The 24,941-nt window shown below is 67.2% G+C and carries 17 protein-coding genes; 5 read left to right on the plus strand and 12 right to left on the minus strand.

From position 1 onward, the window contains the following. Positions 1 to 37 precede the first annotated feature (37 nt). Entirely contained in the window at positions 38 to 1,171 is a 1,134-nt protein-coding gene (locus tag ACQY78_RS13870) for an efflux RND transporter periplasmic adaptor subunit (RefSeq protein WP_428686265.1), read from the plus strand. Positions 1,172 to 1,173: 2 nt separating this feature from the next. Next, positions 1,174 to 4,341, plus strand: a complete 3,168-nt coding sequence (locus ACQY78_RS13875; RefSeq protein WP_428686266.1) for an efflux RND transporter permease subunit — start codon at positions 1,174 to 1,176, stop codon at positions 4,339 to 4,341. Between the two features lie 11 nt (positions 4,342 to 4,352). Here ACQY78_RS13875 and ACQY78_RS13880 read toward each other — a convergent pair whose 3' ends face one another. Beyond that, positions 4,353 to 5,087 (minus strand): transglutaminase domain-containing protein, encoded by a 735-nt coding sequence (locus ACQY78_RS13880; RefSeq protein ID WP_428686267.1) that lies wholly within the window; start codon positions 5,085 to 5,087, stop codon positions 4,353 to 4,355. Positions 5,088 to 5,267: 180 nt separating this feature from the next. After that, positions 5,268 to 6,353 (minus strand): pyrimidine utilization protein A, encoded by a 1,086-nt coding sequence (gene rutA, locus ACQY78_RS13885; RefSeq protein WP_428686268.1) that lies wholly within the window; start codon positions 6,351 to 6,353, stop codon positions 5,268 to 5,270. A gap of 128 nt (positions 6,354 to 6,481) precedes the next feature. Here rutA and ACQY78_RS13890 point away from each other — a divergent pair, with 128 nt between their 5' ends. From ACQY78_RS13890 to ACQY78_RS13900, 3 genes are all read left to right on the plus strand, one after another. Beyond that, complete coding sequence (locus ACQY78_RS13890; RefSeq protein ID WP_428686269.1) at positions 6,482 to 7,756, plus strand: amidase; 1,275 nt, start codon at positions 6,482 to 6,484, stop codon at positions 7,754 to 7,756. After that, entirely contained in the window at positions 7,753 to 8,556 is an 804-nt protein-coding gene (locus tag ACQY78_RS13895) for an aspartate dehydrogenase (RefSeq protein WP_428686270.1), read from the plus strand. Before ACQY78_RS13890 ends, ACQY78_RS13895 begins: the two co-directional genes overlap by 4 nt. Positions 8,557 to 8,693: 137 nt before the next feature. Beyond that, the gene (locus ACQY78_RS13900; protein WP_428686271.1) at positions 8,694 to 10,292 is read left to right on the plus strand and encodes a GMC family oxidoreductase; all 1,599 of its coding nucleotides are present in this window, start codon (positions 8,694 to 8,696) and stop codon (positions 10,290 to 10,292) included. Positions 10,293 to 10,465: 173 nt separating this feature from the next. Here ACQY78_RS13900 and ACQY78_RS13905 read toward each other — a convergent pair whose 3' ends face one another. The 10 genes from ACQY78_RS13905 to ACQY78_RS13950 form a co-directional block, all read right to left on the minus strand. Next, positions 10,466 to 11,605, minus strand: a complete 1,140-nt coding sequence (locus tag ACQY78_RS13905) for a mandelate racemase/muconate lactonizing enzyme family protein (RefSeq protein ID WP_428686272.1) — start codon at positions 11,603 to 11,605, stop codon at positions 10,466 to 10,468. A 106-nt stretch (positions 11,606 to 11,711) separates the two neighbouring features. Further along, positions 11,712 to 12,851 carry a mandelate racemase/muconate lactonizing enzyme family protein gene (locus ACQY78_RS13910; protein WP_428686273.1) on the minus strand — a complete coding sequence of 380 codons (1,140 nt, stop codon included), beginning with the start codon at positions 12,849 to 12,851 and terminating at the stop codon, positions 11,712 to 11,714. A 76-nt stretch (positions 12,852 to 12,927) separates the two neighbouring features. Next, positions 12,928 to 16,404, minus strand: coding sequence for an AAA family ATPase (locus ACQY78_RS13915; RefSeq protein ID WP_428686274.1), 3,477 nt, complete (start codon positions 16,402 to 16,404; stop codon positions 12,928 to 12,930). Then, positions 16,404 to 17,678 (minus strand): metallophosphoesterase family protein, encoded by a 1,275-nt coding sequence (locus ACQY78_RS13920; RefSeq protein ID WP_428686275.1) that lies wholly within the window; start codon positions 17,676 to 17,678, stop codon positions 16,404 to 16,406. Before ACQY78_RS13920 ends, ACQY78_RS13915 begins: the two co-directional genes overlap by 1 nt. Before the next feature lie 8 nt (positions 17,679 to 17,686). Continuing rightward, positions 17,687 to 19,762, minus strand: a complete 2,076-nt coding sequence (locus tag ACQY78_RS13925; RefSeq protein WP_428686276.1) for a hydantoinase/oxoprolinase family protein — start codon at positions 19,760 to 19,762, stop codon at positions 17,687 to 17,689. 4 nt (positions 19,763 to 19,766) lie between these two features. Beyond that, positions 19,767 to 20,468 (minus strand): ABC transporter ATP-binding protein, encoded by a 702-nt coding sequence (locus ACQY78_RS13930; RefSeq protein ID WP_428686377.1) that lies wholly within the window; start codon positions 20,466 to 20,468, stop codon positions 19,767 to 19,769. A gap of 11 nt (positions 20,469 to 20,479) precedes the next feature. Continuing rightward, positions 20,480 to 21,229: an ABC transporter ATP-binding protein gene (locus ACQY78_RS13935; protein ID WP_428686277.1), complete on the minus strand. Its 750-nt coding sequence runs from the start codon at positions 21,227 to 21,229 to the stop codon at positions 20,480 to 20,482. Next, positions 21,226 to 23,100, minus strand: coding sequence for an ABC transporter permease (locus ACQY78_RS13940; RefSeq protein ID WP_428686278.1), 1,875 nt, complete (start codon positions 23,098 to 23,100; stop codon positions 21,226 to 21,228). The genes ACQY78_RS13935 and ACQY78_RS13940 overlap by 4 nt, the downstream gene beginning before the upstream one ends. 178 nt (positions 23,101 to 23,278) lie before the next feature. After that, positions 23,279 to 24,484 carry an ABC transporter substrate-binding protein gene (locus tag ACQY78_RS13945; RefSeq protein WP_428686279.1) on the minus strand — a complete coding sequence of 402 codons (1,206 nt, stop codon included), beginning with the start codon at positions 24,482 to 24,484 and terminating at the stop codon, positions 23,279 to 23,281. 76 nt (positions 24,485 to 24,560) lie between these two features. Next, positions 24,561 to 24,941: a hypothetical protein gene (locus ACQY78_RS13950; RefSeq protein ID WP_428686280.1), complete on the minus strand. Its 381-nt coding sequence runs from the start codon at positions 24,939 to 24,941 to the stop codon at positions 24,561 to 24,563.

The following is a 24,941-nucleotide window of genomic DNA, read 5'->3' on the forward strand; positions in this document are numbered from 1 at the left end:
CACTGTTCCGCCGATACTTTTGAGCGGGGACTTCAAGATGAAAGACCGACGTTCGACGGCTTCGATGCTCGTCGCTGCGGCGCTTTGGGCTGCCTGCAGCTTGGCCCCGGCTCTCGCTCAGCAGCCGGGCGCCCCACCCCCCGCCGTGCTCGTCCAGGCTGCCGAACTGAAACCGATCGCCGACCAGGCCGAGTTCATCGGCCGCGCCGCTGCCGTCGACAAGGTCGAGCTGCGGGCCCGGGTGAAGGGCTTCCTCGGTCCGCGCAAGTTCGCCGACGGCGATCAGGTCAAGAAAGACCAGGTCGTCTTCACCATCGAACCCGAGACCTACCAGGCGGCGGTCGACCAGAAGAAGGCGCAGGGTGATGCCGCGCGCGCGGCGCTGGCGAATGCCGAGCTTCAGCTGAAGCGCGCCGCCGAGCTGCTGCGCACCAACACCGGCACCCAGGTCACCTACGACCAGCGGCTCTCCGAGCAGCTCCAGGCCAAGGCGCAGGTCGAGGACGCCAACGCCCAGCTCCGCGACGTCGAACTCCAGCTCTCCTACACCGACATCAAGTCGCCGATTGACGGTCGCATCGGTCGCGCCGCCTTCTCGCCGGGCAATCTCGTCAGCCCCGAATCGGGCGTGCTGGCGACGGTCGTCAGCGAAAACCCGATCCGCGTGCTCTTCCCCGTGACGCAGCGCGAGCTGCTCGAAGCACGGCGGGACCAGGCGACCGACCCGAACGGCATCGTGGTGCGCATCCGCCTGGCCGACGGCACGATCTACAAGGAAAAGGGCAAGATCGACTTCATCGACAACACGGTCGACGCCAAGACCGATGGCCAGATCGTCCGCGCCACCTTCCCCAATCCGGACGGCATGCTGACCGATGGCCAGACCCTGCGGGTCATCATCGAAGGCGAGAAGGTGCCGACCTCCGTCGCCGTGCCGCAAGCCGCCATCGCCCAGGACCAGACCGGCGCCTATCTCTTCGTCGTCAACGACAAGAACGCGGTCGAGCAGAAGCGCGTCAGGACCGGGGTGTCGCGTGACGGCATGGTCGCCATCACCTCCGGCCTTCAGGCCGGCGAAAGGGTCATCGTGCAGGGCCAGCAGCGCGTACGGCCGGGCATGACGGTCAATCCCACCGTGGCGCCCCCCTCTGCCTCGACGCAGAAGCAATAGCCATGACGATCTCGTCGCTGTTCATCCGCCGCCCGCGGCTGGCGTTCGTCATCTCGACCGTCATCACCATCGCCGGCATCATCGCCATGACGGCGATGCCGGTAGCGCAGTTCCCCGACATCGTGCCGCCGCAGGTCCGCGTCACCGCGACCTATCCCGGCGCGTCGGCGCAGGCGGTCGAGGAAAGCGTGGCGCAGGTCATCGAGGCGCAGGTCAACGGCGTCGAGCGCATGATCTACATGAAGTCGACGTCGGGCGGCGACGGCAGCTACCAGCTCACCATCAGCTTCGAGGTCGGCTCCAATCCCGACCTCAACACCGTCAACGTCACCAACCGGGTCAACCAGGCGCTTGCCCTGCTGCCACCCGAGGTGCAGCGGCTGGGCGTCACGACCAAGAAGCAGTCCTCGGCCCTGCTGCAGGTCGTGGCCGTCTATTCGCCCAATGGCTCGCGCGACGCCCTGTTCCTGTCGAACTTCACGACCATCACCCTGCTCGACACGCTGCGGCGCGTGCCGGGCGTCGGCGACGCCACGCTGTTTGGCGCGCTCGACTATTCCATGCGCATCTGGCTGAACCTCGAGCGCATGGCGAGCCTCGACATCACCCCCAACGAGGTGGTGCAGGCGGTACAGGCGCAGAACGTCCAGGCCGCCGTCGGTCTGGTGGGCGCGGCGCCGCTGCTCGACGATGTCAGCTTCCAGCTCAACATCACGACGCAAGGCCGCCTCGTCACCGTCGAGGAATTCGAGAACATCGTGGTGCGCGCCAAGTCCGACGGCGCCCTTGTCCGCGTCAAGGACATCGCCCGCGTCGAGCTCGGCGCCAAGACCAGCGACCAGCTCGGCCGCTACAACGGTCAGGCCGCGGCCGGCATCCAGATCTACCAGCTGCCCGGCGCCAACGCGCTGGCCACCGCCCAGGGCGTACGCGACGCGATCAAGGCGATGGAGCCGCGCTTTCCCGAGGATGTCGCGTACAACGTCATGTACGACACGACGGTCTTCGTGCAGGCCACGATCAAGAGCGTGATCAAGACGCTGATCGAGGCCTTCGTGCTGGTCGGCATCGTCGTCTTCATCTTCCTCGGCAACCTGCGCGCCACGCTGATCCCGATCATCGCGGTGCCGGTGGCGCTGATCGGCACTTTCGCCGTCATGCTGGCGCTGGGCTACTCGGCCAACACGATCTCGCTGCTGGCGCTCGTGCTGGCGATCGGCATCGTGGTCGACGACGCCATCGTCGTGGTCGAGGCGGTCGAGCACATCCTGGAGCACGAGCCCGAACTCACGGTCGCCCAGGCGACCGAGAAGGCCATGGGCCAGGTCACAGGCCCGATCATCGCGATCACGCTGGTGCTGCTGTCGGTCTTCATCCCGACCGCCTTCATCCCCGGCATCTCGGGCCAGCTCTACGCCCAGTTCGCCGTGGCCGTGTCGGTCTCGATGATCATCTCGGCGATCAACGCGCTGTCGCTGTCGCCCGCCCTCTGTTCGCTGATCCTGCGCCACCGCAAGAAGCCGACCGGCGTCATGGGATGGATGCAGGGCCGCATCGACCGGACGCGCGACGGCTACACCAAGCTCGTGACGCCGCTGGCACGTCGCGGCATCGTGGCCCTCCTGCTGGTCGTGGGCTTCGCCGCCGCGACCGGCGGCATCGGCTCCATGGTGCCCTCGGGCTTCCTGCCCGACGAGGACCAGGGCGCCTTCATGGCCGAAGTGCAGCTCCCCGATGCGGCCTCGACCAACCGCACGCTCGCGGCCGTCGCGGAAGTCGAGAAGACCATTGCCGACAAGCCCTGGAAGCAGAGCGTCTTTACCGTCTCGGGCTACAGCCTGATCGACGGCCTGGCCTTGCCCAACCGTGCGCTGGTCGTGGTCGAGCTGAAGCCGTTCGATCAGAGAAAGGACGCCTCGCTCTCGGTGTTCCAGGCCCTGAAGGAACTCAACATCGCCTTCAGCCAGATCGCTTCCGCAAACGTCTTCGCCTTCAACCTGCCGCCCATCATGGGCCTGGGCAATTCGTCGGGCTTCGAATTCGTGGTGCAGTCGCTCGCCGGCGCCTCGCCCACCGATCTCGCGGCCGTGGCGCGCGGCGTGATGATCTCGGCGCAGGAAGTGCCTGAACTCGCCGGTGTCTACACGACCTACAGCGCCTCGACGCCGCAGATCAACCTGAAGCTCGACCGCGAACGCGCCCAGGCGCTGGGCATATCGATCGCCGACATCTTCTCCGCCATGCAGACCGCGCTGGGCGGCGCCTATACCAACGACTTCAACCTGTTCGGCCGAACCTGGCAGGTGAAGGTGCAGGCCGATGCCTCCGACCGCAGCAAGGTGAACGACGTGTTCCGCGTGCGGGTGCGCGCGGCGAGCGGCGAACTCGTGCCGCTGCAGGCGGTCGCCAACATCGAGATGGTCACCGCGCCCTCCTCCGTCGTCCGCTACAACAACCTGCGCTCGGTGGTGGTGAACGGCGCGCCCGCGCCGGGCTACTCCTCGGGCGACGCCATCGCCGCCATGGAGAAGCTCGCGACCCGTACCCTGCCCGCCGGCTACGGCTTCGAATGGACGGGCACGGCGCTGCAGGAAAAGGCGGCCAGCGGCCAGACCGGCTTCATCCTGGGTCTCGCCGTCGTCTTCGCCTACCTCTTCCTGGTCGGCCTCTACGAGAGCACGGCGATCCCGGTGGCGGCGCTGCTGTCGGTCATCGTCGGCCTGTTCGGTGCCGTGACGGCGCTGCTGATCGCCGGCCTCGACAACAACATCTTCGCCCAGATCGGCATCGTGGTGCTGATCGCGCTCGCCGCCAAGAACGCCATCCTGATCATCGAGTTCGCGATGGCGGAACGCGAGAAGGGAGCCGACGTCGTCACCGCGGCGACGACGGCCGCCAGCCTGCGGTTCCGCGCCGTCATGATGACTTCGTTCGCCTTCATCCTGGGACTGGTACCGCTGGTGATCTCCTCGGGCGCCGGCGCCGCCACCCAGCGCGCCGTCGGCACCGCGGTGTTCGGCGGCATGATCGCCGCCTCGTTCCTCGGCATCTTCGTGATCCCGGGCCTCTACGTGGCCTTCCAGCGCTTCCGCGAGACCGTGAAGGGATGGATGGGCGTCAAGCCGGCAACGCCGTCGGCAGCACTGCCGCCGACGACGAAGGAGCACTGACCGCGGTCAGCTCAACGGCCGAGCCACGGCGGAAGCGGTTCGGCCGTCGGCTTCTCCGGATGGGCGGCCAATTCGTCGGCTGCGGCGCATTCGGCCTCGGATAGGAAGTGGTGCGCCGCCGTCGCCTGCCGCCACGTATCCCAATCGGACGTCTCGCGTCCGTTCACCGAATGATGGTCGCGCACGACGTTCACTCGCACGAACCACAGGCCGCTCGCCTGCGCACCGTGTCCGAAGTCCAGGGGATCGGCCTCGCCCGCACGACAACGCAGCCACGCTTCCCCGGCAGTGATGAACATGTCGTCCGGCAGGTCCGCGAGATCGAACCCGATGCCCAGACGCGGCGCGATGATGCGATCGAGCTGGGCGTCCGCACGGCGCCAGCTCCCCTCGCGCCAGTACTCGCAGATCCAGTGATCCTCCCACTCCCTCTTGAAGTAGGCCCCGAAGCCGCAGCGCACGCGTGCCGGCACGCCTTGCTGGCGCAGCATGCCGCACAGCATCAACGCGTAGTCGCGACAGGTGCCGACCGCGCGCCGGTCCGGCGCCCGCTCCACCGTCAGCGCGGATCCATCGAGTTCGGCGATCTGCCTGAGCCGGCCGGCCAGCGGCAAGGTCTCGCGCGAGACCGTGCGGAACTGGGCCTCGCTCACGCCGTAGGCCGTGAGCCAGTCGGAATGAATCAGCACGCCCTGCACGATCCGGCAGAGTGCTCCGACATCGACGGGCAATTCGTCGAAATTCAATGATCCAGTCCCGGGCTCTGACATCTGCCCGTGACGTTGCCAGCGTTGGGAGGGTTCCATGGTCGTCATGACGACCATGGTAGCAGGTCCTCCCTGAAAGCGGCGCTCCCGGACATCGCTTCGCGTGGCGGCTTGTGACCAAGCCGCGGCCTGACGCTCACAGGCCGAGCGTTGCTCGGCCTAAGCGGCGGCTTTGACCAGGCGGTCGCTGCGGCACTTCATCAGCGGCTGGATGTGCTGGCCGAACTTGTCCATGCCGGCCAGGAAGTCGTCGAAGGTCAGCATGATGCCCTTGGTGCCGGGCACGGTGGCGCATTCGTCGAGCATCTTCGCCACGCTGGCATAGGAGCCGACCAGCGTTCCCATGTTGAAGTTGATCGCCCCCTCGGGCGCGGAGATCGCCTTGGCGGTCCCGCCCTCGGCGGCATTGGGATCGGCGTCGGCCTGGCCCGACATCCAGGCCATCGCGCCCATGTCGGCCCCGTCGTTGTAGAGCTTCCACTTGGCCATCGCCTTCTCGTCGGTCTCGTCGGCGATCACCATCATCAGCACGTAGTTGCCGACGTCGCGGCCGGTCTTCTCGGCCGCCTCGACCATCAGCTGGTTGGTCGGGGCATGGGCGGTCGGCGTGTTGACGCCCTTGCCCAGGGTGAAATTGTAGTTGCAGTAGGTCGCCCCGAACTCCATGCCGCGCGGGCTCTGGCCGGCGCTGACGATCTTGATCGGCTCCTTCGGCCGAGGGCTGAGCTTGCAGTCCGACATCTGGAAGTACTTGCCCTTGAAGTCGGACGTGCCGGTTTCCCAGAGCTCCTTCATCACCGTCACGAACTCGGTGGAGTAGTCGTAGCGGTAGCCGAAATAGGCCTCGCCCGGCCACAGGCCCATCTGCTCGTACTCGTCCTTGGCCCAGCCCGACACGATGTTGACGCCGAACCGGCCACTCGAGATCGAATCGATGGTCGAGGCCATGCGCGCGACGATGGCGGGCGGGATGGTGAGCACCGCCACGGAGGCATAGAGCCGGATGCGCTCGGTCACGGCGGCCAGTCCTGCCATCAGGGTGAAGGATTCGAGGTTGTGGTCCCAGAACTCGCTCTCGCCGCCGAAGCCGCGCAGCTTGATCATCGACAGGGCGAAATCGAGCCCGTAGCCCTCGGCCTTCTGCACGATCTGCCGGTTGAGATCGAAGCTCGGCATGTATTGCGGCGATGTGGTGGAGATCAGCCAGCCATTGTTTCCGATCGGAATGAATACACCGATGTCCATGGAGCCCTCCTCGGATATGGACTCCCGGCAGCAAGCGGCATGCCAGTCGGCGCCCCCGGCACGGGCTACCTTTCCGCCGGCCGCTCGGTCATCATGCGCGGGACGAGCTGAAAAGGGGGAACGAGCGAATGGCGAAATCGCCGAACAGGCTATCGGCCAGCGAGGCCGTGCGACGGATGGGCGAGAAGCGGCTGAAGGCCCGCGACCTCGTCGAGGCCTGCCTCGACCGCATCGAGCAGCGCGAAGGCCAGGTCCATGCCTGGGAGGCGCTCGATCCGGAAGGTGCCCGCAAACGCGCCGACCTGCTCGACAAGCGTGCCAAACCGATCGGCCCGCTGCACGGCGTGCCGCTCGCGGTGAAGGACATTATTTCGACCAGGACGATGCCCACGACCTGCGGCTCGCCGATCTATCGCGACCATGTCGCGGGCTTCGACGCCGCCTGCGTCACACAGCTCGTGAAGGCCGGCGCCCTCGTGCTGGGCAAGGCGGTCACGACCGAGTTCGCCGGCGCCCATGCCGGCAAGACCCACAACCCGCACAATCTCCGCCACACGCCGGCGGGCTCCTCTTCCGGCTCGGCGGCCGCGGTCGCCGACTTCATGGCGCCGGTCGGCTACGGCACGCAGACCGCGGGCTCGGTGATCCGGCCCGGCGCCTTCAACGGCGTGGTCGCCTACAAGGGCACCTACGGCTGGGCCGACATGACGGGCGTGAAGACCTACGCCAAGTCGCTCGATACGCTCGGCTTCTTCGCCCGCGAGGCCAACGACCTCGCCCTGATCCGCGCGGCCTACGGCCACGAAGCTGCCGATCCGGTGCGCGAGCCGCCGCGCATCGGGCTGATCCGCACCCCGTGGTGGGACCTGGCGGAGCCGTACAATCAGAAGAACATCCTCGAAGCCGTCCGCGCGCTGCGCGCCGCCGGCGCAAAGGTGCGCGAGTGGCAGGCGCCGGAGGACTGGACCGGGCTGATGCAGGCGCAGCACCGCATTATGACCAAGGAAGCGACGCAGTCCTACGCCCCGGAGCGCAAGCGCTTCCCGCATCTCCTCTCCCCGGTGATGCAGCAGGGCATGATCGACGGCGACGCGGTGACGGCCAGGCAATATGCCGACGCGAAGAAGCGCAAGAAGATGGCGGTAGCCCAGCTCGACGACGCCTGGGAGAAGTTCGACCTCCTGCTGGCGCCGTCAGCCAAGGGCGAAGCGCCGGCCGGTCTCGGCAACACCGGCGACCCGCTCTTCAACCGCTTCTGGACGTTGCTCGGCACACCCTGCATCGCGCTGCCCTTCAACACGGGACCGTTCGGCCTGCCGCTCTCCGTGCAGCTCATCGGCAAGCATGGCAGCGATGACCAGCTCATCTCCTGGGCACGCTGGGTGGAGAGCCGCCTCTCGTGACGACCAGGGCCGCGGTCCGGCTGGGCATGATCGGCTACGGCGCCATCGGCAAGCATGTCGAGGCGGCGCTGAAGGCCGGCAACATCGAGAACCTCGATCTGGTCGCGGCGCTGGTAAAGCGCCCGCGGCCCGAGGATAGCCTGCTGACCCACGAGCCCGACCGTTTCTTCGGCCACACCTTCGACGCCGTGGCCGAATGCGCGGGGCATGAGGCCGTCCGCACATACGGGCAACGCGTGCTGGAAAGCGGCGCGGATTTCCTCGTGACGTCCGTCGGCGCCTTCACCGACACGGTCCTGTTCGAGCGTCTGCTGGGCGTCGCCAGGGCCAATGGCGTGCGGCTGATCCTGCCGTCGGCCGGCATCGGCGCGCTCGATATCCTGAGCAGCGCCGCGGTCGGTGGGCTGGAGAGCGTCACCGTCACGGTGCGCAAGGATCCGTCGGCCTGGAAGGGCACCATTGCCGAGACACTGGTCGATCTCGACGCGTTGAAGGCCCCGCACACCGTCTTCGACGGGCCGGTACGCGAGGGCGCGCGGCTCTATCCTCAGAACGTCAACATCTCGGCCGCCGCTGCGATCGCCGGCCTGGGTCTCGACAGGACACGTGTCGTCATTGTGGCCGATCCCACCATCTCCACGCACATTGTCGAGCTGGAAGCCAGGGGCACGTTCGGTCGCTTCACCTTCATGGAAGACGTGGCCGTCAGCGAGGAGAACCGCAAGACCGGCAAGCTGGTCGCCATGGCAATGGTGAAGTCGGTGCGCCAGCTGGCGTCGACGCTCGTCGTCGCCGCCTAGCCCAACCTCATGCTGAGGAGGATGCGCAGCGGCCGTCTCGAAGCATGGGCCACAGATCGCGACCGTGGCCCATCCTTCGAGACGGTCGCCCCGCGACCTCCTCAGGATGAGGTCAATGAATGAACGGGAGAATAAAAATGGAAGAGTTCGACTACGTCATCGTGGGCGCCGGTGCCGCGGGCTGCGTGCTGGCCAATCGCCTGTCCGCTTCGGGCCAGAATACGGTCGCCGTCATCGAGGCCGGTGGCAAGGACAACCATATCTGGATCAAGGTGCCGGCCGGCTTCAACAAGACGGTCTACAACGACAATCTCAACTGGGGCTACGAGACCGCGCCCGGGCCGCACATCGACGATCGGAAGATCAGATTTCCGCGCGGAAAGGTGCTGGGCGGCTCGGGCTCGATCAACGGCCATCTCTATGTGCGCGGCCAGTCGGCGGACTACGACACCTGGGCGCAGCTCGGCTGCCGCGGCTGGTCGTGGGACGACCTGCTGCCCTACTTCAAGCGCGCCGAGAGCCGGGTCGGCGGCAGCGACGAGGTGCGCGGCCGTGCAGGTCCCCTCAGCATCGAGGACCAGCGCGATCCGCACGACCTGTCCGACGCCTTCATGGCCGCCAACGAGGCGCTCGGGCTGAGGCGCTCGCCCGACTACAACGGCGGCAACCAGGAAGGCACGATGCTTTATCAGCAGATGATGAAGCGCGGCCGGCGCTGGAGCCCCGTCGATGCCTATCTGCGGCCCGCCATGGACCGGCAGAACCTTAAGGTGCTCACCCGCGCGCTGGTCGAGCGGATCGACCTCGAGGGCAGGAAGGCCGTCGGCGTCACCTACCGCCACGACGGCCAGATGAAAACGATACGCGCGCGCCGCGACGTGATCCTGAGCGGCGGCGCCATCAACACGCCGCAGCTCCTGCAGATCTCCGGCATCGGCCACCCCGAGGATCTCGCCGCCATCGGTGTCGCGGTGAAACACGCTTTGCCCGGCGTCGGCCGCAACCTGCGCGACCACTATGCCGTGCGCGTCTCGGCGCTGGTGAAGGGCGCGGGCTCGCTGAACGAGCGCAGCCACGGGCTGCGGCTGGTCGGCGAGGTGATCCGCTACGCCGTCACGCGCAAGGGCCTGCTGACGTCGAGCCCGAGCCATGCCGGCGGATACTTCAAGACGCGGCCGGGCCTCGAGACGCCCGACATGCAGCTCTATTTCGCGCCGGCCAGCTACGCGCCCGGCAGCTACGGCACGTCGGTGCTGGATTCGGTGCCTGGCATGACGCTCGGCTGTTCGCAGCTACGGCCCGAGAGCACCGGGCACGTGAAGGCGCTGAGTTCGGATCCCGCGGCCAAGCCCGAGATCCAGCCCAACTATCTGGCGGTCCAGCACGATCGCGACGCGCTGCTGGCGGCGATGAAATATCTCCGCAAGCTGATCAACACCTCGCCGCTCAAGGAACATGTGGTCGAGGAGAACCTACCCGGCCCCGGCGTGCAGACCGACGAGCAATGGATGGCCCATGCCCGCGCCACCGGCTCGACGACCTATCATCCAGTGGGTACGGCCAAGCTCGGCACCGATCCGATGGCGGTCGTCGATCCGCTGAGCATGCGCGTGATCGGCCTCGAGGGGCTGAGGGTCGCCGATGCCTCCTGCATGCCGACCATGGTCTCGGGCAACACCTACGCCGCGACCAACGCCATCGCGGAGAAGGCGAGCGATCTCATCCCGGCGACGTAGAGTCTTCCACTCCTGACCGCACCACCTCACCCTGAGGAGCGGTCCGCAGGACCGCGTCTCGAAGGGTGGGCGCCAGCACCGCGTTTGTTACCCATCCTTCGAGACGCCGCACTGCGTGCGGCTCCTCAGGATGAGGGTATCGGTTTGACTCGCGCTGAAACAGCCTCTCCAGCTCAGACGTAGCCCGGCCCCTCGATCACCGGGTGGGCAATCAGGAACTCTTCGTCGATCTCGACGCCGATGCCGGGCTTGTCGAGCGGGCGGACGTTTCCGTCCTTGCCGATCTCCCAGGGCGCGCTGCCCAGCTCGTCGCGGAACTTGTTAGCCACCGAGAGGTCGGCCTCGAAGTAGCCGCCATTGTCGATCGACGCCAGGAAGTGGATCGACACGGCGTGATTGAGGCCGGTCATCGAACTGTGCGGGTGGATCGGCAGCTTCCACATCGAGGCCGCCGCCGCGATTCGCTGCACCTCGGTGATGCCGCCGCTCTTGGACAGGTCGGGCTGCAGGATGGTGATGTTGCCGTCCTCGATGATCCGGTGGAACTCGAAGCGCGTGTAGTGGTTCTCGCCGGCCGCCAGCGGCGTCACGCCCCAGCCCTTGGCCATCGCGTAGGAGCGGTGGTCGTGCGCCGGGAACGGCTCCTCCAGCCAGGAGATGCCCAGCTCGTCCATCGCCGGCATCACCCGCCGCACATCCTCGACCGTGTAGCCGGTGTTGGCGTCGGTCAGCAGCACCATGTCGTCGCCGAAGCGCTTGCGCACCGCGGTCATGCGCGCAATGTCGTTCTTGACGCTGTCGCCGACCCTGAGCTTCAGCGCCTTGTAGCCCGCCGCGATCATGGGTTCTGCCTCATCGGCCAGCGACTCCGGCGCCTGGTAACCCAACGAGATGCCACCGGCATAGGCCGGCACCGGTCTGTTGGAGCCGCCCAGCAGCTTGTAGAGCGGCCAGCCCACGGCCTTGCCCTTGATGTCCCACAGCGCCTGGTCGAGGCCGCTCATCGCCATGGCGGTGGCGGCGCCCATGCCGTGACTCCCGAGCTGGAACTTGTAGATCCTGGCCCAGATGCCGACCGTGTCGGTGGCGTCCATGCCGACCACGAAGCCCTTCAGCGTCGTGTTGATCAGGTGCCCGATGCTGCCCGGTGATCGCGCATGGTGGCTTTCGCCCCAGCCCACGATCCCGTCCTCGGTCGTCACCTTGACCATCACGCAGTCGCGCTTGGTCATGGTGCCGATGCCCAGCGACACCTGCAGCTCCTTGGGCACGCGATAGCTGGTCGGATAGGCCTTTACGTCGACGATTTTCATATCGGCTCCATTGTCATCCTGAGCGCAGCGAAGGATCTCACCGAACGATCAGGCAAGTCCTATGCGGCTGGCGCAAGGTCCTTCGCTGCGCTCAGGACGACAGAGATCACGCGACCTTGTATTTCTTCAGGACCTCGCGATCGATTTCGATGCCGAGGCCGGGACCCGTCGGGACCTTGACGATGCCCTTCTTCTGCTCGATCGGCTCCTGCGCCAGGTGATCGCGCAACGGGTTGGGCGTCTGCTCGAACTCGAGCATCGGCGGCATCGGCCGGAAGGCCGGTGGCTGGTCCGGCAGCGCGGCGAGGAACTGCACCGTGGCGGCCAGCCCGATCGCCGAGCCCCAGGCGTGCGGGACGCATTCGACGCCGAAGGCCGAGGCGAGCGTTGCGATCTTGCGGCATTCCGAGAAGCCGCCGGCGGCGCAGAGGTCGGGCTGCACGATGTCCATCGCCTTCCTCGCAATGACGTCGCGGAAGCCCCAGCGGGTGAAATCGTTCTCGCCGCCGGCCACCGCCATATCGAGCGCGCGTGTCACCTCGATATAGCCGTCATGGTCCTCGGGGCTGATCGGCTCCTCGAACCAGAGGATGTCCTGCTCCTCCAGCATGCGGCCGAGCTTGATGGCGTTGGGCACCGAGAAGCAGTGATTGGCGTCGACCGCGAGCTTCACGTCCGGACCGATCGCCTCGCGCACCGCCGTGACCCGCTTCGCATCGAGCTTCAGGTCGCCCAGGCCGATCTTCATCTTGATCGCCTGGAAGCCGGCGTGCTTGAACTCCAGCGCTTCCTCGACCGCCTCGTCGATCAGACGGTTCATGTCGATGAAGTAGAGTCCGGTCGCGTAGGGAATGACCTCGGTGCGATAGGCGCCACCGATCAGCTTGTGCACCGGCTTGTTCACGGCGCGGCCCATGATGTCCCACAGCGCGATGTCGATGCCGGAGATGGCCGAGATCGCCATGCCGGTCGTGCCGTAATCCTTGATCCTGTTGTAGAGGTCTTCCCAGATCGCTTCGACGTCGAACGGATCGCGGCCGACCACGCGCGCCTTGTACTGCGTCTCGACGAAGGTCTTGGCGACGGCCGCCGGACCGTAGCATTCGCCCCAGCCGGTGATGCCCTCGTCGGTCGAGATCTCGACGAGGCAGGTCGAGCGCGTACCATAGACCCAGCCGCGCGCCGAGACGAACGGCTTGTCGACCTTGCAGCTCAGGATGTGGCAGACGACGTCGGTGATCTTCACTTTTCTTTTCCTCCCAAACTCAGCGGCGTCACTCTTGAGCAGGAAGGGGGAATCAGCAAGCGGCCAGACTCGGCGATCACGCTTCCATTTGGTGAAGGCGGGCCGTCGGACAGACGCGCAGGGCGATTTCCGCCAGGTGGCGATGATGGGTGAGATAGATCACCTGTCCGACCCCGGCCATGTCGGCGAACAGGCGGAAGGCCTCCTCCGCGCGGAAGTCGTCGAACGACTCCATGATGTCGTCGGCGACGAACGGCACCGAGGGACGTGACCGGGCAAACTCGTGGTAACCGGCAACCCGGAGCGCCAGGTAGAGCTGGAAGCGGGCGCCTCTCGACAACTCCATCGCCATCTTCGAGCGGCCGTCCGCGCCGACGGCGATCAGCGTCTCTCCGTCCTTGTCCGGCTGCGTGGCCAGGCCCTCATAGGTCCCACGGCTGATCGTCCTGAACGCATCCGACGCGCGCGCCATCATCGAGCTGCGGTGCTGCTCGCGATAGGCCCGCAGGGCGTGCTCGGCAGCGGCAGAGCCCAGCCTTAGCCGCAGGTAATGCAACGCCTTGTCCTCGACATCGAGCTGCGTCGTCCGCCGCTGCTCCTCAATCCGGGCGACCGCGTCGTCGCCTCCCACCGCTTCGACGGCGTCCACGGCTTTGCTGTGCTCGGAGAAGAGATCGCGGCAGCGCTGATCCAGATCGGCAGACCGCGGCTTCAACTCGGCCAACTCGGCTTCGAGGGCGCCTCTCTCCAGGTCCTCGAGCAGCCGTTCGGCCTCGTCGATCGTCGCCACCTGCAGCATCGCGACAATGTCGCGGACCGCCGCATCGTACTGCTCCTGCAACCCGCTCCTTCTTTCGATGGCCTGCAGCTTCACGGCCACCTCGCCGAGCGACTGGACTCCGAAGAACCCCGTCCGTTCGGCTTTGAGTCGCGCGTGGATGGCGACGTCCTCGGCAAGAGCGCGTTGCTTTGCCAGCGCCGCTTCGAGGTCGCGCTTCTTGCCGATTCGCTCCGCCTCGGCCGCGCGCGCCGCATCGACGCGGCGCTGGAGTTCGCGGGCGAGATCGAGGGGTGCGATCCCCGCCGAGGTAACGCCCATCTCCCCGGCCATGGCCTCGAGTTCGGCAGCAAATGCCGCCTGGTCGTTCTCCATCTTTTCGATCCGGTCAGCGAACCCCGCGCGCTTCTCGAGAGCGGGGCGCAACTCGACCAGTGCCGCCAGAATCTCGCGGACCGCGCCCATCGACGGCATCGGGTCGGCATCGCCTAACCAGCATGGCTTGCATGCAGCCTGCCAGGCCGACGTCCACTCGTTCCTCGAGGCAGAAACTTTCTCCACCTCCCGCTCCCGCCGCTGCAGGTCGCGCTGGCGCGCGGCCAGCGCCGTCCGCAGGTTCTCGAGTTCACCCTCCTGATCGATCGCACCCTGCGCCGTTTCAAGAAGCCCCTCGAAGCTTGCCTCCGCTTCGACCGCAATGCCTCTGGCGACGAGCGCCGCCGTGAGCCTGTCGCGCGCCGCCCTCGCGTCCGAGTCCGCTCCTTCCCTGTCGTGTCGCGCGGAGAGAAGGTTCGCTCGCACGTCCAGGGCCAAGGCGCGCCGCGACAGCCAGGCCTCCAGCTGCGGCAGCGTCATCGTGACCGGCAGCGCCGGGGACGCAGCGCCGAGCGCCGCCGCGATCTCGTCAGCCACACGCTGCAAGACCGCCGCCGCCGCATCGCGCAGGCCCACGGCGCGCCCAAGGGCCTGTTCCGCTACCACGAACGCACGGCTCGCCTCCTGAAGCTTCACGAGGTCGGTCGTGTGTCCGAGCCGGGTCGTCGTCACGATGTCGTCCTGACGCAGAGCCGCCTCGAACGTATCGGCCGAGGCGTCGTCGAGGGTCCGTCGATGGCTGGCCCAGGCGCGCTCCCGCGCCATGCGAACCTCGCTTGCTTCCTGATCGCCGACGACGCCGGTGACACCCAGCGCGTCGCGCTCCGCCTTGATCCTGTCGCGCTCGGTGGTCAGCCGCTCGATATCGTCCTCGTGCCGGTCGACCTGCCGTTGCGCGGCCGCGGTCTCCTTCTTCCACCGCTCGATGGTACTGGCGTCCGGCAGTTTCAACGCCGCCAGCTGCTCAATATCGCCCGACCAGGGGTGCAGGTCCCGGAGTCGCTCTTCCAGCGCTCGCAGATGCGTGGCATGCGCGCGGTCGGCAAGCCGCCGCCGGGCCACGTGATCGTCGGCCCGCAGGGCCGCCACGACCGGACCGAGCGTGGAGGCAAGGCTCGACGGGTTGCGTTCGCTCTCTCTGGCGCCTCCAGCCTCCTCGAGCTGGACCCGTGCTTCCTCCACGCGGCCTCTGGCGGCCTCGAGTTCGTTCTCGGCGGCCTTCAGGGCGGCCTCGATTCCCGACCAGCTCTCGATCAACGCTCGCAAGGACGCCGCGATGGACGCACCCAGCAGCAGCCTGCCCGGCTCCGGCTCGTCCTTGCGTTCGATCCGTTCGAGGATGCCGGAGATGACGAGGTCGACCTCCCGCGACTGCAGCCGACGCTCCGGAATGTCCTTAGTCGCCGTGACGTATCGGGCCCGGAGATCGGAGAGGCCGCTGAACCGTTGGGCCAGGGCGAGAGCGGCCGGATCGACGACGATCGCCGCCAGTTCACCTTCCAGCCTCGCTACTTCGTCCTCGACGGCCTGTGCCCGCGTCTCCAGGGCGATCTCATCCTTCTGCATCCCGGGCAGCTGCTCGGCCCAGTCGCGCGGAATGTCCGGCAGATTGGCGAGCGGCAGGAGACGTTGCCGGATCTCTCGCAACGCTCCAAGGCGAGGAAGGGCGATCAGCAGTCGCGCAATCTCGCCGCACCGGGAATCGATCCTGGCGCGTTCTCCCAGGACGTCGTTGTACAGGCTGAAGGCCTTGTCACGCGTCGCGACCAGTAGGGCATATTGCGCGGCGAAGGTATCGATCTTCTCTCGTTCGGCCCGTAACGTCGCCAGCCGGGCCTTGAGGTCGGCCAGCTCTCCGCTCCGGGCGCGGTACTTGTAGAACCTGTCGGCTTCGCCGCGGATCTCCTCGAGGTTGCGGCCCAGATCGGACAGGCCGGCGCTGGCCGAAAACAGCAGCTGCCCGAGATCGCCCTTGCTCGCGAGGATGCTTTCGCCGCCCTTTTCCAGCGTGTCGTCGTCGAGCGAGAACATCGTCCGGTAGGAGTCGCGATCGATGTTGCCCAGCTCCGCCTGGATGAGCGCCTCCGGGACCGGCTGGTCGCCGGCGTCGAGGAGGCTGTTCTGCGCCCGCTTCACCCTGACCAGTTCCCGGCTGCCCCGCGCAAGCTCGAGCGCTGCGCCGATGCGCATCGTCGGATAGGAATGAAGGAAGTTGAAGCGCGACCGCGGCTCGATCCCGAACAGAAAATCCAGGAAGGCTGCCAACGCCGTCGACTTACCCGCCTCGTTCGGACCGTAGATGATGTGCAGATCGGGCGCGCCCTCCTCCGCCGGGCCGAAATCGATGCTGCGCCCGGTGAACCGGCCATAGCGCGTGAGGTCGAGCCGCCTTAGGCGCATCAGCCCTCTCCGGCTTTGGCCTGGGCATGAAGCCGGGCAAGCACATCGTCGGCTCCATCCTGGGCCAGCGACAGAATGAAGTCCCTGAGACCCGCCTCGTCGGCGCCGAGGAGATGCCGGCATTCCTGCGGCAGTTGCCCCCTCAGCTCCTCGCCGATCTCGAGGGCCTCTCGCTGGAACGCATCGGAGCGGACGATCTCGCTCTCGATCAGCCGGCGCAACTCCGCGATCGGGTCGCCCGATGACACTGGGAGCATATCCAAAGGCTGGCAGTCGATTTCCAGCTTCTCCACGCTGCAGGCGCCCATCGCGGCGGCGCGGTGCTCCACATCGGCCCTCAGGAGATCGAGATCGCTGCGCATCCGCCACGCCAGCGGGGTCTTTCCGACGATCTTCAACCGGACCACCAGGTGACCCGCCGCGACACTTGCCCGGGTCCTTTCCATTGCCTTGGCGGTCGCCGCGATCAGGTCGCGCCATTCGGCGATGCCGCTCGCGTCGACGACGGTCCTCTCGAACTGCGCAACGCTCGTGTACCGCTCCTCGATGCGGATCGAACCGTCATCGGCGATCGTGCCCAGGGTGACGGACCTGGCGCCGGCCTCGTTGATATCGCGGCCCTGCGGATTGCCGGGCATCACGATGGTACAGGGACCGTCGGCGACGAAGCGCTTGTGAACATGGCCGAGAGCCCAGTAGCGGAAGTCCGTGGCGCGCAGATCGGCGACGCTGCACGGCGCATAGGGATCGTGGCCGGGCGCCCCGGCCAGACTCGTGTGCAGGATTCCGACGTTCACTGCCCCCTCGACGGGCGGCTTGTAGCGCGGCAGCAGGCTGTCCGGGGCGTGAGGCTGCGCGAAACTCATACCGTGGATCACCACGCGAGGCTTGCCGGCCGCACCCTCGATGGCAATGGCCTCGGCGCGGCCGCTGAAGACCTTGACCGACTCGGGGAGAACCAGTTCCTTGGTGATGCGCGACAGCGCATCGTGATTGCCGCGAACGATGAAGACCCGGATACCGGCCTGGTCCAGGCGATGAAGCTGATTCGCGAAATAGCGCGCCGTCTTCATCGACGTCTGATCGCCGTCGTAGAGATCGCCCGCTAGGAAGAGCGCATCGACCTCCTCGGCGAGGCACAGATCGATGATGCCGGTGAAGGCCTGGCGCGTCGCGTTTCCGATCAGATCGGCAAGCTCGGGATTGCGCAGCGCGAGCGATCGAAGCGGCGAATCCAGATGAATATCGGCCGCATGCACGAAGCGAAACGCCATCGATATTCCTACCCTGTCGAGGTCTGGATCGTGTCCTGGCGGCTCACCGAGATCAACAGATTGCCGAGCCCGTCCTGCCGGACCGTGTCGCCCGGTTCGACGACGGTGGTGCAGTCGAGCTGTTCGAGGATCGCCGGTCCTTCGAGCGTGGCATCGAGCGGCAGCTTCTCGCGGGCATAGACCGGCGTCTCGTGCCAGCCGTCGCTGAACCAGACGCGACGCGTGCCGAGCTTCGCGGCGTCGAGCGTGGCGGCGCGCTCGGTGGCCGCCAGCGCGGCCAGCGAGATTTCGGGGCGTACGCCGATCACCGCGGTGTGCAGGTTGACGAGCACCGGCGGAATCTCCGGCAGCTCGATGCCGAAGCGGCGGAAGTAGGCAGCGGCGAAGGCCTTGTGCAGGCCCGCGACACCGATATCGGCGCTGTCGACGCCGACCGACAGGATGTGACTCTGCCCCTGGAACTGCATGTCGGCGGAGAGGACGCGGCGCAGCTCGCGCACCGGCACGCCCTCGCGCGCGATCGTGGCCTCGCCTTCGCTCGCCTGCTCGGCATAGATGCGCGCCACCGTCGCGTCGTCGACCGCGGACAGCGGCTTGTTCACGGTGCGCACATAGTCGTGGCGCAGGTCGGCCACGACGCAGCCCAGCGCATTGGTGATGCCGGGCCGCACCGGCACCAGCACGGTCGGAATGCCCAGCTCCCGCGCCAGGGCGGTCGCGTGCAGCGGACCGGCGCCGCCGAAAGCAAAGAGTGCGAAGTCGCGCGGATCGTGGCCGCGCGACAGCGACACGAGACGTACCGCGCCGGCCATGCGGTCGTTGGCGATGCGCAGGATGGCGGCGGCCGCCGCCCCGGCATCGAGGCCGAGACGCTGGCCGACCTTCTCCAGCACCAGCCCACGCACATGATCGAGCGTCACGGGATGATCGACGCCCAGAAGCTTGTCGGGATTGAGCCGGCCCAGCACCAGGTTGGCGTCGGTGATGGTGGGCTCGGCGCCACCGCGGCCGTAACAGATGGGACCGGGCCGCGCGCCCGCGCTCTCGGGGCCGACCCGCAGCATGCCCGCCGCATCGACCGAGGCGATGGAACCACCGCCGGCGCCGATCGTGTGCACATCGACCATCGGCACGTGGATCGGCATCGCATATTCGAGTTCGAGCTCGCCCGAGACCTGCGGCACGGCATTCTCGATCAGCCCGACATCGGTCGAGGTGCCGCCCATGTCGTAGGTGATCAGGTTGGGATGGCCCGAGGCGCGGCCGGTATAGGCTGCCGCCATCACGCCCGAGGCCGGGCCGGACATCACCGTGTTCACTGCCGCCTCGGCGATAAGCTGCGAAGAGATCGTGCCACCGTTGCCCTGCATCACCAGCAGGTCGCGATCGTAGCCCTTGGCCTTCAGCTCCTTGCGCAGACGCGACAGGTAACGGTCGAGCACCGGCTGCACCGAGGCATTCACCGCCGCCGTCACGCCGCGCTCGTACTCGCGATACTCCGACAGGATGGCGTGGCCCGCCGTGACATAGGCGTTCGGCCACAGGCCGCGCACGATCTCGGCGGCGCGGCGCTCGTGCGCCGGGTTGATGTAGCTGTGCAGGAAATGGATGACGACGGCCTCGCAGCCCGCCGCCAGCAGCGCCTTCGCGGCCTCGGCGACCGCGGCCTCGTCGAGCGCCGTCAGGACCTTGCCGTCGGCATCCATGCGCTCGGATACTTCGAGCCGCACCTCGCGGTCGATCAGCGGCGTGAAGGTACCGCGCAAGCCGTAAGCCTGAGGGCGCGTGCGGCGGCCCAGCTCCAGCACGTCGCGGAAGCCCTTCGTTGTGATCAGCCCGACCTTGGCGATCTTGCGTTCGAGCACCGCATTGGTGGTCGTCGTCGTGCCGTGCACGACCGCCTGCAGCAGCGCCGGATCCAGTCCCGCCGCCGCCAGCGCCGCCATGAAGCCGATCGCCTGGTTGTCGACCGTAGTCGGCACCTTGGCGAGCTTCACCTCGTTGGTGGCCGGATCGATCGCCAGCAGGTCGGTGAAGGTGCCGCCGACATCGATGCCGACGGTGAAAGTGCTCTTGGACGCCATGGGTTCAAACCGAAAGATATTGTTCGCGGAGGGACTCGTTGGCCGCCAGCTCGGCCATGGAACCGCCGAAGCGGATCTGACCTTTCTCGATGATGTAGGCGCGGTCGGCGACGCCCAGCGCGAAATGCAGGTTCTGCTCGCACAGGATCACCGACACGCCCTCGCCCTTCAGCGCCCGGATGGAATTGGCCATCTCATCGATGATGATGGGGGCCAGCCCTTCGGACGGCTCGTCGAGCAGGACGCAGCTCGGGTTGCCCATCAGGGTACGGGCGATGGTGAGCATCTGCTGCTCGCCGCCGGACATGCGCCCGCCCGGCCGCTCGCGCATGCGAGCGAGATTGGGGAACAGCGCGAAGAGCTTGTCTTCCGTCCAGGTCGGCACGCCGGCCCGCGCCGCCTGACGGCCGACTTCGAGATTCTCCATCACCGACAGTTCAGTGAAGATGCGCCGCTCCTCGGGCACGTACCCCAGGCCGAGCCTCGCGATCCGGTACGGCGCCAGGCGCTCGATGCGCTGGCCGGCGAAGCTCACCTCGCCGCGCGCCGGCGGCACCAGCCCCATGATCGCCTTCATCGCCGTCGACTTTCCCGCGCCGTTGCGGCCCAGCAGCGCCACGACCTCGCCGGCGCGCACCTCCAGCGAGATGCCATGCAGGATATGGGCGCGGCCGTAGAAGGCATGCAGGTCCTTGACCTCGAGCATCGGCGACGCGGTCAATGCGCGCTCCCGAGATAGACCGCGCGCACGTTGGGGTTGGCGCGGACTTCGGGCGGGGTGCCGCCGGCGATGAGCACGCCGCGGTCGAGCACGATGATGCGGTCGGCCTGGGTGAAGACCACGTCCATGTCGTGCTCGGTGAACAGGACCGCGATGTTGCGCGCCCGTGCCAGCCGTGCCGTCAGCTCCATCAGCGCCACGCGCTCTTTCGGCGCCATGCCGGCGGTCGGCTCATCCATCAGCAGCAGGCGCGGCTCGTTGGCCAGCGCGATGGCGAGTTCGACCCGCTTCAGGTCGCCATAGGCCAGCACGCCGCAGGTCCGCTCCGCCTGGTCGAGCATGCCGACCTGGTCGAGCAGCGCATCGGCTTCCCCGACGAACGCCGCGCCGAAGCGCGACAGCAGCGAGCGCAGCCGGCCGGCATGCGAATAGAGCGCCATCTGCACGTTCTCGCGGACGCTGAGCGAGGCGAAGGTGGCGGTGATCTGGAAAGTGCGGCCGACACCCAGCCGCCAGATGGCGCGCGGCCGCAGGCCCACGATGTCGCGGCCTTCGAGGCGCACGATGCCGGAGTCGGGCACGAGCTGGCCGTTCAGCATGTTGAAGCAGGTGCTCTTGCCCGCCCCATTGGGCCCGATCAGCGCCAGCATCTCGCCGGCCGAGACGGCGAAGGAGACGTCGGCCACGGCCTGGACACCGCCGAACGCCTTGTGCAGGCCCTCGACCTGCAGGACCGCGTGGCTCATGCCCGCTGCTCCCGCCAGCGCGCGACCAGCGCCTTCAGGCCGCCGACGAGTCCTTGCGGGAACAGCAGCACGATCAGCAGGATCACGCCGCCCATCACGGCGCGCCAGAATTCGGTGTTGCGGGCCACCACGTCGCGCAGCCAGGTGAAGATCGCCGCGCCGACCACCGGGCCGGTCAGGGTTTCCACGCCGCCCAGCAGCACCATGATGAGCCCGTCGGTCGACTGCGCGATCGAGATGCTGGAGGGCGAGATGCTGCCCTTGGAGAAGGCGTAGACCGCGCCGGCGAGGCCAGCCAGCGCACCGACCAGCACGAAGGCCGCCCACTGGAAGCCGCGCAGGTCGATGCCGATGGCCTCGGCGCGCAGCGGCGAATCGCGGCCGGCCCGCAGGGCATAGCCGAAGGGCGAGAACAGCACGCGCCACAGGAAGACGATCCCGGCGCCGCAGAGAACGAGCGCCAGATAGTAATAGGCGGTCTTGTCAGCGAGCCAGGCAGGCGGCCAGATGCCGAACACGCCGTTGCTGCCGCCGGTGACAGAATCCCACTGATACACAATCGACCAGCTGATCTGGGCAAAGGCGAGCGTCAGCATGGCGAGGTAGACGCCCGAGAGCCGCACGCAGAACCAGCCGTAGACGATGGCGAACAGTCCGGCGACCAGCGGCGCCAGCAGAAGGGCGGCCTCCATCGGCAGGCCGAAGCGCTTCATCAGCAGGCCCGCCGCATAGGCGCCGATGCCGAAATAGGCGGCGTGGCCGAACGAGACCATGCCGGCCGGCCCCATGATGAAATGCAGCGAGACCGAGAACAGCGCGAAGCAGACGATGTCGGTCAGCAGGATCGTGGTGTAGCGGTCGGCGACCAAAGGCACGAGCGCGAGCAGCACCAGCCAGACCAGCGCGAAGGTCCAGGACGGCACTTGGAGCCGGGGCGCCGGTTCGGCCGCCCGTTGCGCGGCCTGCGGCTTGCCCAGCAGCCCGTAGGGCCGCACGACCAGCACCAGCGCCATGATCAGGAACTCGACCACCAGGGTGAGCTTGGAGAAGGACACCTCGAAGCCGAACCAGGTCACGGTGCCGATGCCGATGCAGAAGGCCTTGGCGACGCCGATGATGATGGCGGCCAGAAAGGCGCCGCCGATGCTGCCCAGCCCGCCCACCACCGTGACCACGAAGGCATCGGCGATAATGGCGAGGTCGAGTTCGAGATTGGCCGGCTCGCGCGGGATCTGCAGCGCGCCGCCCAGGCCCGCCAGCACCGAGCCTACGAAGAAGACCGAAGTGAAGAGCTTGGCCTGGTCGACGCCCAGCGCGCCGACCATCTCGCGATCCTGGGTCGCCGCCCGCACCAGCGCGCCCCACCGCGTGCGCGTCAGCAGCAGCCAGACGAGGCCCAGCACGACCGGACCGATGGCGATCAGCAGCAGGTCGTAGGCCGGGATGCGGCGCCCCATGATCTCGACGGCCATCGAGAGGCCGGGCGCGCGCGGGCCGACCAGATCCTCGGCGCCCCAGGTGAAGAGCGCGATGTCCTTGATCACCAGCACGACCGCGAAGGTCGCCAGCAGCTGGAACAGCTCCGGCGCGCGATAGATGCGCCGCAGGACTAGCACCTCGATCAGGATGCCGACCAGGCCGACCGCCAGCGCCGAAAGCACGACGGCGCCCCAGAAGCCGAGCGGCGTCCGGCCAAAGAACTCGATCAGCGAATAAGCGCCGTAGAGCCCCAGCATGTAGAGCGAACCGTGCGCGAAGTTCACGATCCGCGTGACGCCGAAGATCAGCGACAGGCCGGCCGACACCAGGAACAGCGACGCGGCGGCCGCCAGCCCGTTCAGCAGCTGGATGAGGATGGAAGCGAGAGTCACGCGACGGCCACCTCAACTCCCGCCCCCGTCATACGTGGGAGGGCAGGGGAGGGGGAAAGCAACACGAAGGTAAGAGAAGAAAAGGTCATGCCAATGGCCTTCCCCCTCCGGCCTTTCAGGCCACCTCCCCCGTCAAACGGGGGAGGAAATGAGAGGGACGAAACCAACAGACGGGCTATCAGTTCTTCGGCCGCATCTTCTGGATGTCGGCATCGCTCGGCAGGGCGTCCTTGCCGTCGACGAAGCGCCAGTTCTTCATGTAGCCCTTGCCGTCCTTCACGCCGATCTGGCCGACATAGGCGCCCATGGTCGACTGATGATCGATCGGCCGGTACTCGATCATGCCGAAGGGCGTGATCAGCTTCAGGCCGCTCATCGCCGCGACCAGCTTTTCCTGGTCGAGCGAGCCCGCCTTCTTGATGGCTTCAGCCGCCGACATCACGGTCGCATAGCCGACCACCGAACCCAGTCGCGGATAGTCCTTGAACTTGGCTTGGTAGGCGTTGAGGAACTTGGTGTGCTCGGGCGTCTTGAGTTCGCTCCACGGATAGCCGGTGACGTACCAGCCGTCGGGCGACTCCTCCTTCAGCGGATCGAGATATTCCGGCTCGCCGGCCAGCAGGTTGAAGACCTCGACGCCCTTGAACAGGCCGCGGGTCTGGCCCTCGCGCACGAACTTCGCGAGGTCGGGACCGAACAGAGAGGAGAAGATCGCGTCGGGCTTGGCGTCGGCCAGGGCCTGCGCCACGGCGCCGGCGTCGATCTTGCCGAGCGGCGGCGCCTGCTCGGCAACGAACTCGACGTCGGGCTGCTTCTCCTTCAGCAGCTTCTTGAAGGCGGCAGTCGCCGACTGGCCGTATTCATAGTTCGGATAGACGATCGCCCAGCGCTTCTTGTTCAGCTTGACGGCGTCGGGAATGAGCATCGCCGTCTGCATGTAGGTCGAGGTGCGCAGGCGGAACGTGTAGGCGTTGCCCTGGTCCCAGACGATCTTGTCGGTCAGCGGCTCGGCGGCGATGAACAGAACCTTGCGCTGCTTGGCGAAATCGGCGACTGCCAGGCCAACGTTCGACGGGAAGGTGCCGATCAGGAACGACGCCCCCTCGCGGCTCAGCAGCTCCTCGGCGACGCGCACGGCATCGCCGGGATTGCCGTTGTCGTCGCGGCTCACCACCTCGATCTTGCGGCCGAGCACGCCGCCGGCGGCATTGACCTCCTCGACCGCCAGCTCGATGCCCTTCTTGTAGGGTTCGAGGAAGGCCGGGAAGACCTTGTAGCTGTTGAGCTCGCCGATCTTGATCGGCGCCTGCGCGGCAGCCGGTCCGACGAGCGACAGCGCCACGAGCGCGGCGGTGCCGGCAAGCAGGCGATTGCGGGTCAGCATGACATCCCCCTCCTGAATAAGTGAAAAATTCCCCGTGAACCGACCCTAGCGAGGCCGGCCCCTCTCCCACAAGCGCTCAGTCGGCAAAGCTCGACCGCGCCTGTATTCCCCAATGACCGTCCTGAAGCGTCACGATGTAGATCGTCTCGAAGACGCCGAGGAGCGATCCATCCTCGCGCCAGCGGCTGAACTTCACCTTGAGATGGACCTTGTCGCGGCCGACATGGATCGGCGTGCGCTCGTCCCAAGTGCTGTGGTGCCAGCCGTCGCCGGCGCGGGCGACGAAATCGCCCAGCTTGTAGTCGCCGTGGTTGGGCCACACGACCACCTTGCCGCCCGCCAGCCGCACATGCGGGAAATTGCAAGCGTCGTTGACGGCCGGCTCGTCATGGCGATTCAGGCCGCCGATATAGTCGTCCATTACCTTCAGGGCGGCGGCGAGCGCATCGTCGCTCAT

It is taken from the genome of Reyranella sp., assembly GCF_965279625.1.
GTDB lineage: Bacteria > Pseudomonadota > Alphaproteobacteria > Reyranellales > Reyranellaceae > Reyranella.

Excerpts from the sequence above, each read along its gene's own strand:
- ACQY78_RS13950 (WP_428686280.1), bottom strand. The coding sequence starts at position 24,941 with ATGAGCGACGATGCGCTCGCCGCCGCCCTGAAGGTAATGGACGACTAT.
- ACQY78_RS13905 (WP_428686272.1), bottom strand. The coding sequence starts at position 11,605 with ATGAAAATCGTCGACGTAAAGGCCTATCCGACCAGCTATCGCGTGCCC.
- ACQY78_RS13890 (WP_428686269.1), top strand. The coding sequence starts at position 6,482 with ATGGCGAAATCGCCGAACAGGCTATCGGCCAGCGAGGCCGTGCGACGG.
- ACQY78_RS13935 (WP_428686277.1), bottom strand. The coding sequence starts at position 21,229 with ATGAGCCACGCGGTCCTGCAGGTCGAGGGCCTGCACAAGGCGTTCGGC.
- ACQY78_RS13930 (WP_428686377.1), bottom strand. The coding sequence starts at position 20,468 with ATGCTCGAGGTCAAGGACCTGCATGCCTTCTACGGCCGCGCCCATATC.
- ACQY78_RS13875 (WP_428686266.1), top strand. The coding sequence starts at position 1,174 with ATGACGATCTCGTCGCTGTTCATCCGCCGCCCGCGGCTGGCGTTCGTC.
- ACQY78_RS13870 (WP_428686265.1), top strand. The coding sequence starts at position 38 with ATGAAAGACCGACGTTCGACGGCTTCGATGCTCGTCGCTGCGGCGCTT.
- ACQY78_RS13900 (WP_428686271.1), top strand. The coding sequence starts at position 8,694 with ATGGAAGAGTTCGACTACGTCATCGTGGGCGCCGGTGCCGCGGGCTGC.
- ACQY78_RS13920 (WP_428686275.1), bottom strand. The coding sequence starts at position 17,678 with ATGGCGTTTCGCTTCGTGCATGCGGCCGATATTCATCTGGATTCGCCG.
- ACQY78_RS13915 (WP_428686274.1), bottom strand. The coding sequence starts at position 16,404 with ATGCGCCTAAGGCGGCTCGACCTCACGCGCTATGGCCGGTTCACCGGG.
- rutA (WP_428686268.1), bottom strand. The coding sequence starts at position 6,353 with ATGGACATCGGTGTATTCATTCCGATCGGAAACAATGGCTGGCTGATC.
- ACQY78_RS13925 (WP_428686276.1), bottom strand. The coding sequence starts at position 19,762 with ATGGCGTCCAAGAGCACTTTCACCGTCGGCATCGATGTCGGCGGCACC.
- ACQY78_RS13945 (WP_428686279.1), bottom strand. The coding sequence starts at position 24,484 with ATGCTGACCCGCAATCGCCTGCTTGCCGGCACCGCCGCGCTCGTGGCG.